Origin of the sequence: Neorhizobium sp. BT27B (assembly GCF_050455485.1) — a bacterium.
Classification (GTDB): Bacteria; Pseudomonadota; Alphaproteobacteria; order Rhizobiales; family Rhizobiaceae; genus Neorhizobium.
On record NZ_JBCIYT010000002.1, the window covers coordinates 398,093 to 412,552 of the forward strand.

The 14,460-nt window shown below is 60.4% G+C and carries 13 protein-coding genes; 9 read left to right on the forward strand and 4 right to left on the reverse strand.

The window, feature by feature from the left end; all coding sequences use genetic code 11:
* Positions 1–168: 168 nt before the first annotated feature.
* Positions 169–468, reverse strand: a complete 300-nt coding sequence (locus AAIH70_RS07350) for a PepSY domain-containing protein (RefSeq protein ID WP_132271538.1) — start codon at positions 466–468, stop codon at positions 169–171.
* Positions 469–600: 132 nt separating this feature from the next.
* On the opposite strand from AAIH70_RS07350, the gene AAIH70_RS07355 reads away from it, so the two are divergent.
* From AAIH70_RS07355 to AAIH70_RS07365, 3 genes are read left to right on the forward strand one after another with little or no spacing between them, the layout of a single operon-like run.
* Complete coding sequence (locus AAIH70_RS07355) at positions 601–915, forward strand: PepSY domain-containing protein (protein ID WP_132271539.1); 315 nt, start codon at positions 601–603, stop codon at positions 913–915.
* A gap of 5 nt (positions 916–920) precedes the next feature.
* A complete protein-coding gene (locus tag AAIH70_RS07360) occupies positions 921–1,580 on the forward strand; it encodes a response regulator transcription factor (protein WP_430033713.1) in 660 nt (219 codons plus the stop codon).
* Positions 1,577–2,929 (forward strand): sensor histidine kinase, encoded by a 1,353-nt coding sequence (locus AAIH70_RS07365; protein WP_132271541.1) that lies wholly within the window; start codon positions 1,577–1,579, stop codon positions 2,927–2,929. Before AAIH70_RS07360 ends, AAIH70_RS07365 begins: the two co-directional genes overlap by 4 nt.
* Before the next feature lie 182 nt (positions 2,930–3,111).
* Here the strand turns inward: AAIH70_RS07365 and AAIH70_RS07370 are convergent, their stop codons facing one another.
* On the reverse strand, positions 3,112–4,266 hold the full coding sequence (locus AAIH70_RS07370; protein ID WP_245518995.1) for a hypothetical protein: 1,155 nt from the start codon (positions 4,264–4,266) through the stop codon (positions 3,112–3,114).
* A gap of 390 nt (positions 4,267–4,656) precedes the next feature.
* Here AAIH70_RS07370 and AAIH70_RS07375 point away from each other — a divergent pair, with 390 nt between their 5' ends.
* The 3 genes from AAIH70_RS07375 to mazF all read left to right on the forward strand — a co-directional run bounded on the left by AAIH70_RS07375 (position 4,657) and on the right by mazF (position 5,843).
* Positions 4,657–5,139 carry an Hsp20 family protein gene (locus AAIH70_RS07375; RefSeq protein WP_132271542.1) on the forward strand — a complete coding sequence of 161 codons (483 nt, stop codon included), beginning with the start codon at positions 4,657–4,659 and terminating at the stop codon, positions 5,137–5,139.
* A 150-nt stretch (positions 5,140–5,289) separates the two neighbouring features.
* On the forward strand, positions 5,290–5,532 hold the full coding sequence (locus AAIH70_RS07380; protein ID WP_132271543.1) for an AbrB/MazE/SpoVT family DNA-binding domain-containing protein: 243 nt from the start codon (positions 5,290–5,292) through the stop codon (positions 5,530–5,532).
* Entirely contained in the window at positions 5,532–5,843 is a 312-nt protein-coding gene (gene mazF / locus AAIH70_RS07385; protein ID WP_132271544.1) for an endoribonuclease MazF, read from the forward strand. Before AAIH70_RS07380 ends, mazF begins: the two co-directional genes overlap by 1 nt.
* A 36-nt stretch (positions 5,844–5,879) precedes the next feature.
* Here mazF and AAIH70_RS07390 read toward each other — a convergent pair whose 3' ends face one another.
* Positions 5,880–6,878, reverse strand: a complete 999-nt coding sequence (locus AAIH70_RS07390; protein ID WP_132271545.1) for a bile acid:sodium symporter family protein — start codon at positions 6,876–6,878, stop codon at positions 5,880–5,882.
* 98 nt (positions 6,879–6,976) lie between these two features.
* Here AAIH70_RS07390 and AAIH70_RS07395 point away from each other — a divergent pair, with 98 nt between their 5' ends.
* The gene (locus AAIH70_RS07395; RefSeq protein ID WP_132271546.1) at positions 6,977–7,819 is read left to right on the forward strand and encodes a LysR family transcriptional regulator; all 843 of its coding nucleotides are present in this window, start codon (positions 6,977–6,979) and stop codon (positions 7,817–7,819) included.
* A 200-nt stretch (positions 7,820–8,019) separates the two neighbouring features.
* Here AAIH70_RS07395 and AAIH70_RS07400 read toward each other — a convergent pair whose 3' ends face one another.
* Positions 8,020–9,072 (reverse strand): low specificity L-threonine aldolase, encoded by a 1,053-nt coding sequence (locus tag AAIH70_RS07400; protein WP_132271547.1) that lies wholly within the window; start codon positions 9,070–9,072, stop codon positions 8,020–8,022.
* Positions 9,073–9,573: 501 nt separating this feature from the next.
* Here AAIH70_RS07400 and gltB point away from each other — a divergent pair.
* Both gltB and AAIH70_RS07410 read left to right on the forward strand, forming a co-directional pair.
* Positions 9,574–14,295 (forward strand): glutamate synthase large subunit, encoded by a 4,722-nt coding sequence (gene gltB, locus AAIH70_RS07405; protein ID WP_132271548.1) that lies wholly within the window; start codon positions 9,574–9,576, stop codon positions 14,293–14,295.
* A 4-nt stretch (positions 14,296–14,299) separates the two neighbouring features.
* Positions 14,300–14,458, forward strand: a complete 159-nt coding sequence (locus AAIH70_RS07410; protein WP_165931918.1) for a hypothetical protein — start codon at positions 14,300–14,302, stop codon at positions 14,456–14,458.
* Positions 14,459–14,460 lie beyond the last annotated feature (2 nt).

The following is a 14,460-nucleotide window of genomic DNA, read 5'->3' on the forward strand; positions in this document are numbered from 1 at the left end:
ATGCGAAAAAGACCCCGCCCCAAACCCCTCCCCACAAGGGGGAGGGGCTTAACCCGGCCGATCCGCTGTGGCTCAATTGGGGCAGGTGGTTGCCACAAGTTTTCTCCCCCCTTGTGGGGGAGATGGCCGGCAGGCCAGAGGGGGACTTTGCAACCGAAAGCGTGGCAATCAATCGTCGCTGTCGATCGAGACCTGTTCGCCGGTTTCCGGGTTGAATTTCACCTCGATGCGGCGGCCATCCTTGTTGCGGCCGGAAACTTCGTAGCAGCCGTCGTCGATTTCCACTTCGCGGACTTCGATGCCAAGGCCGGTGGCGCGGTCGCGCATCTGGGCTTCGCTCATCCACTTGTCGAGCTGGATATTGCCGCAACGGCGATCGTCGCGGTCATCGGCATGGGCGATGGAAAGCGGCGCAAGGGCGGTCAGCGTGGTGGCGGCAATGGTGGCGGCGAGGACGAGTTTCTTCATGGGTGGTTTCCTTCCCGGATGTGGCGGGCACCATTGCCCTGCCGATGAAGCCACCCTAAGTGACGGCCACTGATCGATAACTGACGGCAGCTGTCAGCGAAATTTCAGTTTGGAAATGATAGTTTCGCCGCCATGTCACACCATGTCCTTATAAAAATGTCGCTGGTTTCTGCGCTGTTGTTCACGGCACCGGCGGCAGGTCTTGCGCGCGATCTCGACAAGCTGCGTGATGCGGTGAAGCGCGGCGATGTGCTGCCGCTGTCGGTGCTGCAGGAAAAGCTGCGCGCCTCCTATCCGGGCGATATCATCCGCGTCGAACTTGATGAGGATGACGATCGTTTCATCTACGAATTCAAGGTGCTGCAGGCGAATGGCCGGCTTTATGAAATCGAGATGGATGCCAGGGATGGCCGCATTCTCGATGTCGACGATGATGATGACGATTGAGGCCCATGCGCATTCTGCTTGTTGAAGACGACCCGCTGATCGCCCGCGATGTCACGCACCACCTGTCACGTGCGGGTTATCTCGTGGAACACGAAAGTGACGGCGAAAGTGGCTGGTATCGCGGTGACAGCGAGGAATTTGCCGCCGTCGTGCTCGATCTCGGCCTGCCGAGCATGGACGGGCTTTCCGTGCTGAAACGCTGGCGCGCCGCCGAGCGCGAATTGCCGGTGCTGATCCTCACCGCCCGCGGCAACTGGGAAGAGCGTGTCGAGGGGATCGATGCCGGCGCCGACGACTATCTCGCAAAACCGTTTCAGATGCCGGAGCTTTTGGCGCGGCTGCGGGCGATCATCCGCCGTTCGCAGGGCAAGGCCAGTCCTGTCCTGTCCGCCGGCCGCATGAAGATCGATCCACGCAGCCGCACCGTGTCGCTGGATGGCGAACCGGCAGACCTGACGCCGCTCGAATATCGTTGCCTGCATTATCTGATGGCCAATGCCGAACGGCATGTCTCGCAGCTGGAACTGACCGAACAGCTTTACGCTCAGGATTTTGAGCGCGAGAGCAATTCGGTGGAAGTGCTGATCGGGCGGTTGCGCAAGAAATTCGGCAAGGAGCTGATCACCACCCGCCGCGGTTACGGTTACCGGATCGGTGCTGCATGAAGCGGCCGCTGTCGATTCGCGTCCGTTTTCTTCTGGTGTCCTTGGTTGCCGTTCCCTCGGCACTGGCGCTTGCCGCCCTGTTCATGACCTCGATGTTTTCCGCCAGTCTGGAACGGCGGCTGGAAGAGGAATTGAAGGGCCATATCAACACAATTGCCGGCTCGATCCGGCTTGGTATCGATGGAAAAATCGAACATCCGTTCAGCCTGATGGACCGGCGGTTTGCGCAGGCCTATGGCGGGCTTTACTGGCAGATCGGTGATGCCGCGACGTCAGCGCAGTTCCGTTCGGAATCGCTGTGGGACACCAGCCTGTCGAGCCCGGACGATTTGCCCGATGATGGCGCCGTGCACCGGTACGAGGCCGATGGGCCTGAGGGCACCCGGCTGATCGTGCTGGAGCGGCAGATCATGGTGAGCGCGCCGGCGGGCCTGAAGCCGGTGCAGATTTCCGTCGCATCGGACACCCGTGCACTGGATGAGGCGAGCCGCGGGTTTGCGCTGGATATTCTGCCTTATCTGGCAGGTCTTGCGGCGTTCCTGATCGGCGCGTCGCTAGTGCAGGTGATCTTTGGCCTCAAACCGCTGGCGGACCTCACCAAGGGGCTGGACCGCATTCGCGAGCGCCGCAGCGGCAGGCTGGAAGGCGCGCTGCCGGCGGAATTTGTGCCGGTGGAGGCGGCCGTCAACCGGTTACTGGAATCGCAGGCGCAGTCGCTTGCCAGGGCGCGGGCGCGCGCCGGTGATCTGGCACACGGGCTGAAGACGCCGCTGACCGTGCTCTCCAACGATGCGCTGACCTTGCGCGAGCGGGGTGAGGGCGAGATTGCCGATGAAATCGAGCATCTGGTACAGATGATGCGCGGGCATGTGGAGCATGAGCTGGCGCGCAGCCGTATCGTTGCCAATGCCGACATGCGCCAGACCGATGCGGATATCGAAAAAATCGTCGGACAGGTGGTGAAAACGCTGCAGCGCACGCCGAAGGGCGAGGCTCTGCAATGGACTGTCGAGATCGGTGAACCCTCACACGTGCCGCTCGATGCGCATGACCTGCGCGAACTGATCGGCAATCTCACCGAAAACGCCGTCAAATGGGCCTCGGGTGAAGTCTGTATCGGCTGGAAACAGGGTCGGCTGGTGGTGGCCGATGACGGGCCGGGTGTGGACCCCGACAAGATCCGCAGCATGACCGAGCGCGGTGTGCGGCTGGACAGCCAGACACCCGGCACCGGCTTTGGCCTGTCGATCGTCAAGGAAATCTGCGAGGTTTACGGGCTGACATTGTCGATCGAAAACCGGCAGGGCAGTGGCTTGATGGTCTCGGTGGGGTTTGGGGCTGCCGAATAGCGATTGTAGCGGTTGCCGTTCAGCCGATCTCCCCCCTTGAGGGGGAGATGCCCGGCAGGGCAGAGGGGGGTAATGCTGGCGCAAATGGCCGCTTTCCCACCACTTGCCACACCGTTGTTCACCCCCCTCTGTCACTATCGTGACATCTCCCCCTCAAGGGGGGAGATCGTTGGGAGCAAGCCTCAATGCTTATGCTCCGCACCGCCGCCATCATGCGGCACCACCGGCGCCGCAACCGCCGCATCGGTCGGGTGCGGATGGTCCGGATCAGGACTGTGGGTAGTACGGTGGATGGCCGCCACATTGCCCTCCTGGCCATAGATGGCGATATGCAGGCCCCAATAGGACGAGGCAAAAATCACCAGAGCGGCTGCAATGCCGATCGGCACGCCGGCCAGTAATTTCTTGAAATTGGGGACAAAAAACACGTCGCGCGTGTGGTCTGCGGCAATTGCCACGATGACCGCCATGATCAATGCATGGCCGATCAGGTCGATGCGGCCGAACGGGTAAACGGCGGCGTTGAAGATGACGAACAGGGCGACCGCCGAAAGACGGCGCACCAGCGGCGTCCACAACAGGCCAAACCCCATGGTGAATTCGGAGACGCCAGCCATGGGAATAAAAACGTCGCGCGGCATGCCGAAGGTCAGAAACGGCTTTTCCTCGACCAGCGGATAGAACCAGTCGGGATAGGCGAATTTTTCGAGGCTCGACCACATCAGGGCAATTGCGACACCCCAGCGCAGCGCCTGAAAGCGGTGTTTTCGGATCTCCTCGTTGGAAGACGCCTCCATCACCAGATAGGCGGCGACGCCGACGCCGAGTGCGAGATAATCAAGCAGGTGAAAGATGTCGTAATCGCGCAACGCCAACAGCCAGAGCAGGATGATACCGGCGGCAGCCAGCGGCTGGGTGCGGCGGAAAAAGATCAGCAGGGCGATCAGCAACTGACCCCATGAGACGATTTCCGAGGGCGTTTTCAGGTCGGGTGTCAGATAAACCCCGCCAACCGCAAAGATGGCGATGAAAAAGGCGCCGACCACGCAGCGCACGAAATCATCGAGGCGGTTCCATAGGGGATCGGTCAGGCGGTCCATGCCGAGCAAGATTTTTTCGCCGGCGCTGGATCGTTCAATGGCGCGGGTGGCGAGAAAGAAGACCAGCACGAGAGCGATGCCGACCCAGAACCATGTGTTGGCAAGTGTTGCGCCGATCGGCTGCGGCGGGGCGCCGACGATATAGGGCGCGAACCATTTGACATGTGCCGACGCGGGTTCGGCAGCGAGAAGGGGTAAGGCGAGCGTGAGCCATCCGGCTCGATGAGCGGAATGCATGGTGGTGTTCCTATCGATATCGCAGCAACGGCCGAGGCGAAGGCATACGGACAATCCGTTTCTGCAATTTTGACGATAGTTTATTTTCTGACTGGTTATTTGATTTTTGGCAATCAGCGAATGGATTGAAGACTGTCAGGCCGCGACAAAATGGCTATTTTTGCCCGTTTTTGCATTCTCCGGCATCGTGTTTGCTGTTTCATGGATTTCTAAAATTCGCGCAAAGGTCGCATATGCGGGATTCCCGAAAAAGGGTCTTGAAGCGGGAAAATGCAATTCCCATCTTGGTTCTGCGGGCGCCGATGACGGGTCCGCAACGAGAGGTCAGGCATCGCCAGAACGGGATGCCGGCTTAAAAAACCGCAACACGTCGCTTCATGAGAGGACATCATGCGTCACGTCGATTTTTCCCCCCTTTATCGTTCCACCGTCGGTTTCGACCGCCTTTTCACCATGCTGGACAGCCTTGGCCAGCCCGATCAGGCGCAGACCTATCCGCCCTACAATATCGAGCGGACCGGCGAGAATACCTATCGCATCACCATGGCCGTTGCCGGTTTCGACGAAAAGGAACTGAGCATCGAGGCCCGTGCGCATGTGCTGCACGTCAAGGGTGAAAAGAGCGAGGACGAAGCCGCTTCAACCAGCGAGTTTCTCCACCGCGGCATCGCCAAGCGCGCCTTCGAGCGCCGCTTCCAGCTTGCCGATCACGTGGAGGTGCAGAGCGCGCAGCTGAAGAACGGTCTTCTGCATATCGATCTTCTGCGCTCCATTCCGGAAGCGATGAAACCGCGCCGGATCGCCATTGCCGCCGAACCGGTCGATACGCCCACGACCATCGAGGCGCAGGTCAGCCAGCCGCAGATCAACTAACGCCCAAGGCCGGACCTCCAGTCCTGACCTTCGCGTCAGATGGCCCGTCATGCGCCCCCTTCCAGCCGGGAGGGGGCGTTTTTATGTGAGGTTTGACGGGATTTGATGGCCAGCATACTATGATCGTGATGTTTGGCACGAGAGGCCGTCATGCGAGTGACCGTGAAAAAAATGGGCGACAGCGCCTCAATCCCGATCCCCGCCGAGATCATGGAAGCGGCCAATCTCTCCGTCGACACCGAGGTTGATGTCCGCGCGCAAAACGGTCGCGTGATTGTCGAATTGGTCGGAGAGGGTGATCTCAGTCTCGATGAGATGATCGCCCGCATCACGCCAGACAATCGTCACGACGAGGTCGATTTTGGCGCACCTGTCGGTCGCGAGCTGCTCTGATGGCGGCTGCCGGTTATGTCCCTGACGCAGGTGACATTGTCTGGTTGAATTTTTCGCCGCAGATGGGGCATGAGCAGGCCGGCCGTCGCCCCGCGCTCGTTTTAAGCCCTGCCAGCTACAATCGCCACGGTCTCATGTTGTGTTGTCCCATGACGACGAGACGCAAGGGCTATCCATTCGAGGTGGTCTTGGGAGAGGACAGCATTGCTCTCGCAGATCAGGTCAAAAGCCTGGACTGGAAAAGCCGCGATGCCCAGCGCAAAGGCCAGGCATCGGATGCAGCATTAAAACAGGTTGGGCGAAGGCGATAAAGCTGCTCGGGTGAACCGGGCCGCCGCGTGTTTGCTTTACGCCGCAGCCGTTGCCGTCTTGTCTTCCACCTTCACCTTGCGCTGCGCATATTTCTGCGCCAGCACGGCGCAGACCATCAGTTGGATCTGGTGGAACAGCATGATCGGCAGGACGATGGCGCCGATCGAGGACTGGCCGGCAAAGATGGCGTTGGCCATCGGCACGCCTGATGCCAGCGACTTTTTCGAGCCGCAGAAGGTGATGGCGATCTCGTCCTCCTTGGAAAAACCGAGAAGGCGGCTGCCATACATGGTGATGACCAGAACGATGGCGAGCAGAACCATGTCGGTGACGATGACGGCAGCGATATCGGTGAGCGAAAACGTCCGCCAGATGCCTTCGATGACGGCCGTCGAAAAGGCGAGGTAGACAACCATCAGGATGCCGCCGCGATCGACCGGCGCCAGCAGCTTTTTGCGCGCCCGGATCCAGTTGCCGATGAAGGGCTGCAGAAGCTGGCCGATGACGAAGGGGGCGAGAAGCTGGAGCGCAATTTTTTCAATGGCATCGGCGGAAATGCCGCCGCCTTCGCCGGTCGTCGACATGACAAGGCTGGCGAGGATCGGTGTCAGGAACATGCCAAACAGGTTGGAGCCGGAGGCCGAGACGATGGCTGCCGGCACGTTGCCGTTCGCCATCGAGGTAAACGCGATCGACGACTGCACGGTGGAGGGCAGCACGCAGAGGAACAGGATGCCGGCGTAAAGCGGGGCGGGCAGGATGCTTTCCGGCAGGAAGCCGATGGCAAGACCCAAAAGCGGGAAGATCACGAACGTCGTCGCCAGAATCGTCAGATGCAGGCGCCAGTGCAGCAGGCCGCCGACCACGACTTCACGTGACAGGCGGGCGCCATGCAGGAAGAACAGCAGGCCGATGGCGATGTCAGTGGCGATACCGAACCAATAGGCGGGTTCGCCGTAAATCGGCAGGAAGGAGGCGAGGATGACCGCGCAGACCAGCATGATCGTGAAACGGTCCGGCATGAAGCGGCTCATGGCATGTCCTTAAACTGATTTTACTTCGGTTGGGAGACGTCTTCTCTTATCATGAACCGCGATGCAAGAATTAACAGTTATCACGAAGCAGGATAAGGATGCTCAATCTCCATCATCTCGAAAGTTTCGTGATGCTGCAACAGGCCGGCAGCTTTACCCTTGCTGCCGAGCGGCTCGGCATCGGGCAGTCAACGATCAGCCAGCATATCCAGCGTCTTGAAAAATCACTCGGGCGGCAATTGGTGCAGCGGGATACCCATCAGGTGCGGCTGACGGCGGATGGCGAGGCACTGCTCGGTTATGCGCGCGGCATGCTCGATCTCAACGGCAAGGTAGCGTCGCTGTTCGGTGAAAGCCGATTGCGCGGGCGGTTGCGGCTGGGTGTGTCGGAAGATGTCGTCGCCAATCGACTGACCGCCATTCTGGAGGATTTCAGCCGGCTGCATCCGTGGGTCGATCTGGAACTGACGGTGGCGCTGAGCGGGGTGCTGTTTCAGATGCAGGAGGTCGGCGAACTCGATCTGGTTCTGGCCAAGCGGCATATCGGCGAAACGCATGGGCGTCTGCTTTATCGCGAGCCGCTTGTCTGGCTGGCGCGGGATGCGGATGTGCTGTCGCGTGTCGAGACCGTGCCGCTGATCGCCTTTCCGCCGCCGAGCATTACGCGAAAGGTGGCGCAGCAGGCGCTGGATCAGAACAAGATCGCGTGGCGGATCGTCTGTACCTGCGGCAGTCTTGCGGGGCTGACGGCAGCAGCGCGTGCCGGTATGGGCGTGCTTGTGCAGCCGCGCAGCATGGCGCCGGACGGTTTGCGGGAGATCGCGCCGGGACGTTTGCCGGATCTGGAGGATATCGAATTCGTGCTGGTGCCGCGGCGCGGGGCGGATGCGGCGCTGGTGGAGGCGGTGTCGAGTTTGATCACGGCGCGGATCGTGCCGTGAGGGGAGTGGATTGCGCGATGGAATGTGCAAAAAAAGACCCCGCCCCAAACCCCTCCCCACAAGGGGGAGGGGCTTAACCCGGCCGCTCCGTCGAAACTCAATTGAGGTAGGCGTTTGCCGCAAGTTTTCTCCCCCCTTGTGGGGGAGATGGCCGGCAGGCCAGAGGGGGACTTTCTTAAGGCTGTGGCTTTAGCGTTTATTCAAGCCGAAGCGCATATAGACAAGAACTGGTCAACGTCTTCTTCCGTCGTGGCAAAGCTCGTCACCATGCGGATCAGCACTTCGTCAGCGGCCACCTTTTCCGGCATGTCGCGCGGTTCCAGCCAGTCGTAGAACTTTGCGCCCTTGTCCTGCGCCGCCTTGGCGGAGGATTTCGGCAGGATGGCGAAGACTTCGTTGGCCTGGGTCGGCCAGGCGAGGCGGGCGCTGTTGAGCGAGCCGAAACCGGCGCGCAGGCGGTTTGCCATGTCGTTGGCATGGCCGGCAAGACCCAGCCACAGGTCGTCCTTCAGATAGGCATCGAACTGGGCGGCGATGAAGCGGGATTTGGAAAACAGCTGGGCGGTACGCTTGCGCAGGAAGGCAAAATCCCTAGCGAGTTCGGGATCGAAAAACACGATCGCCTCGGCGCACCAGCAGCCGTTCTTGGTGCCGCCGAAGGAAAGCACGTCGACACCGCGTTTCCAGGTCATTTCGGCCGGCGTGCAGCCGAGCGCCATCAGGGCATTGGCGAAACGGGCGCCGTCCATGTGCAGCGGCAGGCCGTTGTCCTTGGCGATCTTTGCGATCGCGTCGATTTCATCGAGCGTATAGACGGTGCCGGCTTCGGTGGCCTGCGTCATCGAAACGGCGGCGGCGCGGCCGTGGTGGATGGCGTCCTGCGGATAACGCGCGATACGGCTGATCAGGTTTTCCGGCAGCATCTTGCCATCCGGGCCTTCCACCGCGACCATGCGCATGCCGGAAAAGAAGTCCGGCGCGCCGCACTCGTCCTCGATGATATGTGCTTCCGAATGGCAGAAGGTCAGGCCGCCGGGGCGGGCGATGCTGGCCAGCGACAGCGAATTGGCGGCAGTGCCGGTCGCCACGAAAAACACCGCGACCTCGCGCTCGAAGATCTCGTTGAAACGCACCTCGATCGACTTGTCGAGTTCGCTCGAACCATAGGCTGAGGCAAAGCGGGTGGATTCTTTCGAGAGGCGCTCATTGATGGCGGGGTGGGCGCCGGCCCAGTTGTCGGAAGCAAAGAACATGGAGGGTCCTGTAAGGTCATGCGTGATGCTGCGGGAGAGATGCTGAACTTAAGGAATTTGCTGCTGCAATCAATGGAAAAGCCAGTCCGTGCGGGTGGGCCTATCCGTCTGGCAATCTAAGCAATGTATTCTGTCGATTTGAGTAATTTTGTTGCGCCGCAGCGCCGTTCTGGTGCCTTCTTGTGTCGTTTTGTCCGGTTTGAATTGCATTTCAGCCTCTTGTGGCGCATTAACTTCTGTGTCATATAAAATGAGAAATAGGTCAGAATAACTGTCCTACTTTCCGGAAATCAGGTCGGCGATGGGCTGGTTTCTGTCATGACCTCCGCGCCGATCCGGGTTATGCTGCTGCGCAATAGCAGCGGACTGTCCGGGCGGCGCCGTCGCATGAGTTAAGAACTGTCGCATGAATTTCGGATTGATGTGCGACACCCGCACCTCGTTTCGCGCAATGAACCGATACCACCTTGCCCGCTCGAGCGGCCAACTGGAGGACTGACGATGACGAAGACGATTTTGGATATGCACTGTCCCACCGACATAGCTTCGGCGAAAGCCGAAGAGCATGTGCCCTTCATCGCGTCGGGCATTCCTGGGCCCCAAGGTCTTTATGATCCGCGCAACGAACACGATGCCTGCGGCGTCGGCTTCATCGCCCATATGAAGGGCCAGAAGTCGCACCAGATCGTCAAGGACGGCCTGTTCATTCTGGAAAACCTGACGCATCGCGGCGCCGTTGGTGCCGATCCGCTGATGGGCGATGGCGCCGGTATTCTGGTGCAGATCCCGGATCGTTTCTTCCGCGAGGAAATGGCACGCCAAGGCATCACCCTGCCGAAGGCCGGCGAATATGCCGTCGGCCATCTGTTCATGCCGCGCAAGCCGGAAGAGATCGAGCATTACAAGCAGGTGGTGCGAGACGTCATCGGCGAGGAAGGCCAGCAGTTCATCGGTTTCCGCGATGTGCCGGTCGATAATTCCTCGCTGTCCAAGGCGCCGGATATTGCTGCGACCGAACCCTATCACGTTCAGGTCTTCATCGGGGCAGGGCGCGATGCCGCGACCAATCTCGAATTCGAGCGCAAGCTTTTCCTGATCCGCAAGGTCATCTCGAACCGCATCTATGATGCCTTCGGCGGCGTCGATCAGGGTTTCTATCCGGTGTCGCTGTCGTCCTCGACCATCGTCTACAAGGGCATGTTCCTGGCCTATCAGGTCGGCGCCTATTACAAGGATCTGGCCGATCCGCGGTTTGAGAGCGCCGTGGCGCTTGTGCACCAGCGTTTCTCAACCAACACGTTTCCGTCGTGGAAGCTGGCGCATCCGTACCGCATGGTCGCCCATAACGGCGAAATCAACACGCTGCGCGGCAACGTCAACTGGATGGCGGCGCGTCAGGCTTCGGTTTCCTCGCCGCTGTTCGGTGATGATATCTCCAAGCTGTGGCCGATCTCCTATGAAGGCCAGTCGGATACGGCCTGCTTCGACAACGCGCTGGAATTTTTGCTGCGCGGCGGCTACTCCATGGCGCATGCCGTGATGATGCTGATCCCGGAAGCATGGGCCGGCAACCAGTCGATGTCGAAGGAGCGCAAGGCGTTCTACGAATACCACGCCGCGCTGATGGAGCCGTGGGATGGTCCGGCCGCCGTCTGTTTCACCGATGGCAAGCAGATTGGCGCAACGCTCGACCGTAACGGCCTGCGCCCGGCGCGCTACCTCGTCACCGATGACGACCGTATCATCTTGGCCTCCGAAGCCGGCACGCTGCCGGTGCCGGAAGAAAGCATCGTCAAGAAGTGGCGCCTGCAGCCGGGCAAGATGCTGCTGATCGACATGGAAAAGGGCCAGATCATCTCCGACGAGGAGTTGAAGACGGAGCTTGCCACCAAGCACCCCTATTCCAAGTGGCTCGACAACACCCAGCTCATCCTCGAAGAGCTGAAGCCGGTGGAACCGCGCGCGCTGCGTCGCGACGTGTCGCTGCTCGACCGTCAGCAGGCTTTTGGTTACACCCGCGAAGACACAAAGATCCTGATGTCGCCAATGGCGACCACCGGTCAGGAAGCCGTGGGTTCGATGGGCACCGATACGCCGATCTCGGCCATGTCGGAAAAGTCCAAGCTGCTTTACACCTATTTCAAGCAGAACTTTGCGCAGGTCACCAACCCGCCGATCGACCCGATTCGCGAAGAGCTGGTGATGAGCCTCGTGTCCTTCATCGGCCCGCGCCCGAACATTCTCGACCATGAGGGTGCGGCCAACGCCAAGCGTCTGGAAGTGCGCCAGCCGATCCTGACCAATGGCGATCTCGAAAAGATCCGCTCGATCGGCCACACGGAAGACCGTTTCGACACCAAGACGCTCGACTTCACCTACGCGATCGAGCGTGGCGCCGAAGGCATGCCGGAAATGCTGGATCGCCTGTGCGAGCGCGCCGAGGCGGCCGTCAAGGGTGGCTACAACATCATCGTGCTCTCCGACCGCCAGATCGGCCCGGATCGCATGGCCATTCCGGCGCTTCTGGCAACCGCTGCCGTGCACCATCACCTGATCCGCAAGGGGCTGCGCACCTCGGTCGGTCTCGTTGTGGAATCGGGCGAGCCGCGCGAAATCCACCACTTCTGCTGTCTCGCCGGTTATGGCGCCGAAGCCATCAACCCCTATCTCGCCTTCGACACGCTGACCGACATGCATATGCGCGGCGAGTTCCCCAAGGAAGTCGATGCGCAGGAAGTGGTCTATCGCTATATCAAGGCGGTCGGTAAGGGCATTCTCAAGGTCATGTCCAAGATGGGCATTTCCACCTATCAGTCCTATTGCGGCGCGCAGATTTTTGATGCTGTCGGCCTGTCGTCCGAACTGGTCGAGCAGTATTTCTTCGGCACCGCCTCTTCGATCGGCGGCATCGGTCTGGAAGAAATCGCCCAGGAAACCACCGAGCGCCACACGTCGGCTTTTGGTAAGGACCCGGTTCTGGCCTCGACGCTCGATATCGGCGGCGAATATGCCTACCGCATGCGCGGCGAAAGCCATGCCTGGACGCCTGACGTCGTTGCCACCCTTCAACATGCTGTGCGTGGAAACAGCCAGGACCGCTACCGCGAGTTCGCCGGCCTTGTGAACGAAAGCGCCGTTCGGATGAACACCATCCGTGGCCTGTTCAAGATCAAGAGCGCCGAGGTGCTTGGCCGCACGCCTGTTTCGATCGACGAGGTCGAGCCTGCTGTCGATATCGTCAAGCGTTTCTCCACCGGCGCCATGTCCTTCGGGTCGATTTCCCGCGAAGCGCATACGACGCTGGCGATCGCCATGAACAAGATCGGCGGCAAGTCGAACACCGGTGAAGGTGGCGAGGAGAGCGATCGTTACCTGCCGCGCCGCGATGGTTCGGCGAACCCGGAACGCTCGGCCATCAAGCAGATCGCCTCCGGCCGTTTTGGCGTGACCACCGAATATCTGGTCAATGCCGATATGCTGCAGATCAAGGTGGCGCAGGGTGCCAAGCCCGGCGAGGGCGGCCAGCTGCCCGGCCACAAGGTGGATGCGACCGTTGCCAAGACCCGTCACTCGACGCCGGGTGTCGGCCTCATCTCGCCGCCGCCGCACCATGACATCTATTCGATCGAAGATCTGGCGCAGCTGATCTACGATCTGAAGAACGTCAACCCGACCTCCGACATCTCGGTCAAGCTGGTGTCTGAAGTGGGCGTCGGCACGGTTGCTGCCGGTGTCGCCAAGGCGCGCGCCGACCATATCACCGTCTCCGGTTTCGACGGCGGCACGGGCGCATCGCCGCTCACCTCGCTGAAACATGCCGGCAGTCCTTGGGAAATCGGCCTTGCCGAAACCCAGCAGACGCTGGTGCTGAACGGTCTGCGTTCGCGCATCGCGCTGCAGGTCGATGGTGGTCTGAAGACCGGCCGTGACGTCATCATCGGCGCGCTGCTCGGTGCTGACGAGTTCGGTTTCGCAACGGCTCCGGTTATCGCTGCCGGGTGCATCATGATGCGCAAGTGCCATCTGAACACCTGCCCCGTGGGCGTTGCAACGCAGGACCCGGTTCTGCGCAAGCGCTTCAAGGGCACGCCGGAACACGTCATCAACTACTTCTTCTTCGTGGCCGAAGAAGTACGCGAAATCCTCGCATCGCTCGGCTTCACCAGGTTCGATGATATTATCGGCGCATCCGACTTCCTCGAAAAGGACGACATGCTCGCCCACTGGAAGTCCAAGGGGCTGGACTTCTCCAAGATCTTCCACAAGGTCGAGGCACCGAAGGCCGCCACCTACTGGACCGAGCGCCAGAAACATCCGATCGACGATATTCTCGATCGCAAGCTGATCGAAAAGGCCATGCCGGCGCTGGAAAGCAAGGAGCCGGTGGTCATCGAAGTGCCGATCAAGAACGTCGACCGTTCGGCCGGTGCCATGCTTTCGGGTGAGCTTGCCAAGCGCTGGAACGAAAAGGGCCTGAAGGACGACACGATCCGCGTGACGTTGACCGGTACCGCCGGCCAGTCGTTTGGTGCCTTCCTCGCACGCGGCATCACCTTCGATCTCGTCGGTGACGGCAACGACTATGTCGGCAAGGGTCTGTCAGGTGGCCGCATCATCGTGCGTCCGCCGGAAAATTCCAAGCTGGTGGCGGAAAACTCGATCATCGTCGGCAATACCGTGCTTTACGGTGCGACATCGGGCGAGTGCTATTTCCGCGGCGTTGCCGGTGAGCGTTTCTCCGTTCGCAACTCCGGCGCCATCGCGGTCGTCGAAGGCGTGGGTGACCACGGCTGCGAATACATGACCGGCGGCGTCGTCGTCGTTCTCGGCGAAACCGGCCGCAACTTTGCAGCCGGCATGTCGGGTGGCGTGGCTTACGTTCTCGATGAAGAGGGCACGTTCGCCAAGCGCTGCAACATGGCCATGGTCGAACTGGAACCCGTTCCGGAAGAAGATGACATGCTGGAAAAGCTGCACCATCGCGGCGGCGACATCATGCACAAGGGCCGTGTCGACGTGTCAGAAGACATGACCCGCCACGACGAAGAGCGGCTTTACCAGCTGATCTCCAACCACATGCACTATACCGGCTCCAACCGCGCCAAGGAGATCCTCGATCGCTGGAGCGAGTTCCGTCCGAAATTCCGCAAGGTCATGCCGGTCGAATACCGCCGTGCGCTTGAGGAGATGGAGCGCATGCGGATGGGCGTTGCTGCGGAGTAAGCCTTTGGCTGTTTTTCACCGTTTGATTTCGGTGGTTATCGCGGTCGCTGTTCCGGCGGCCGCGTTCATGGCGAACGGTGACGTCGCATTGGAATTCATTGTGCTGGGAGCAACCATGGGATTTGCTTACTGGTACTGGGGCCCTACGGGCACCACTCTTTGAAG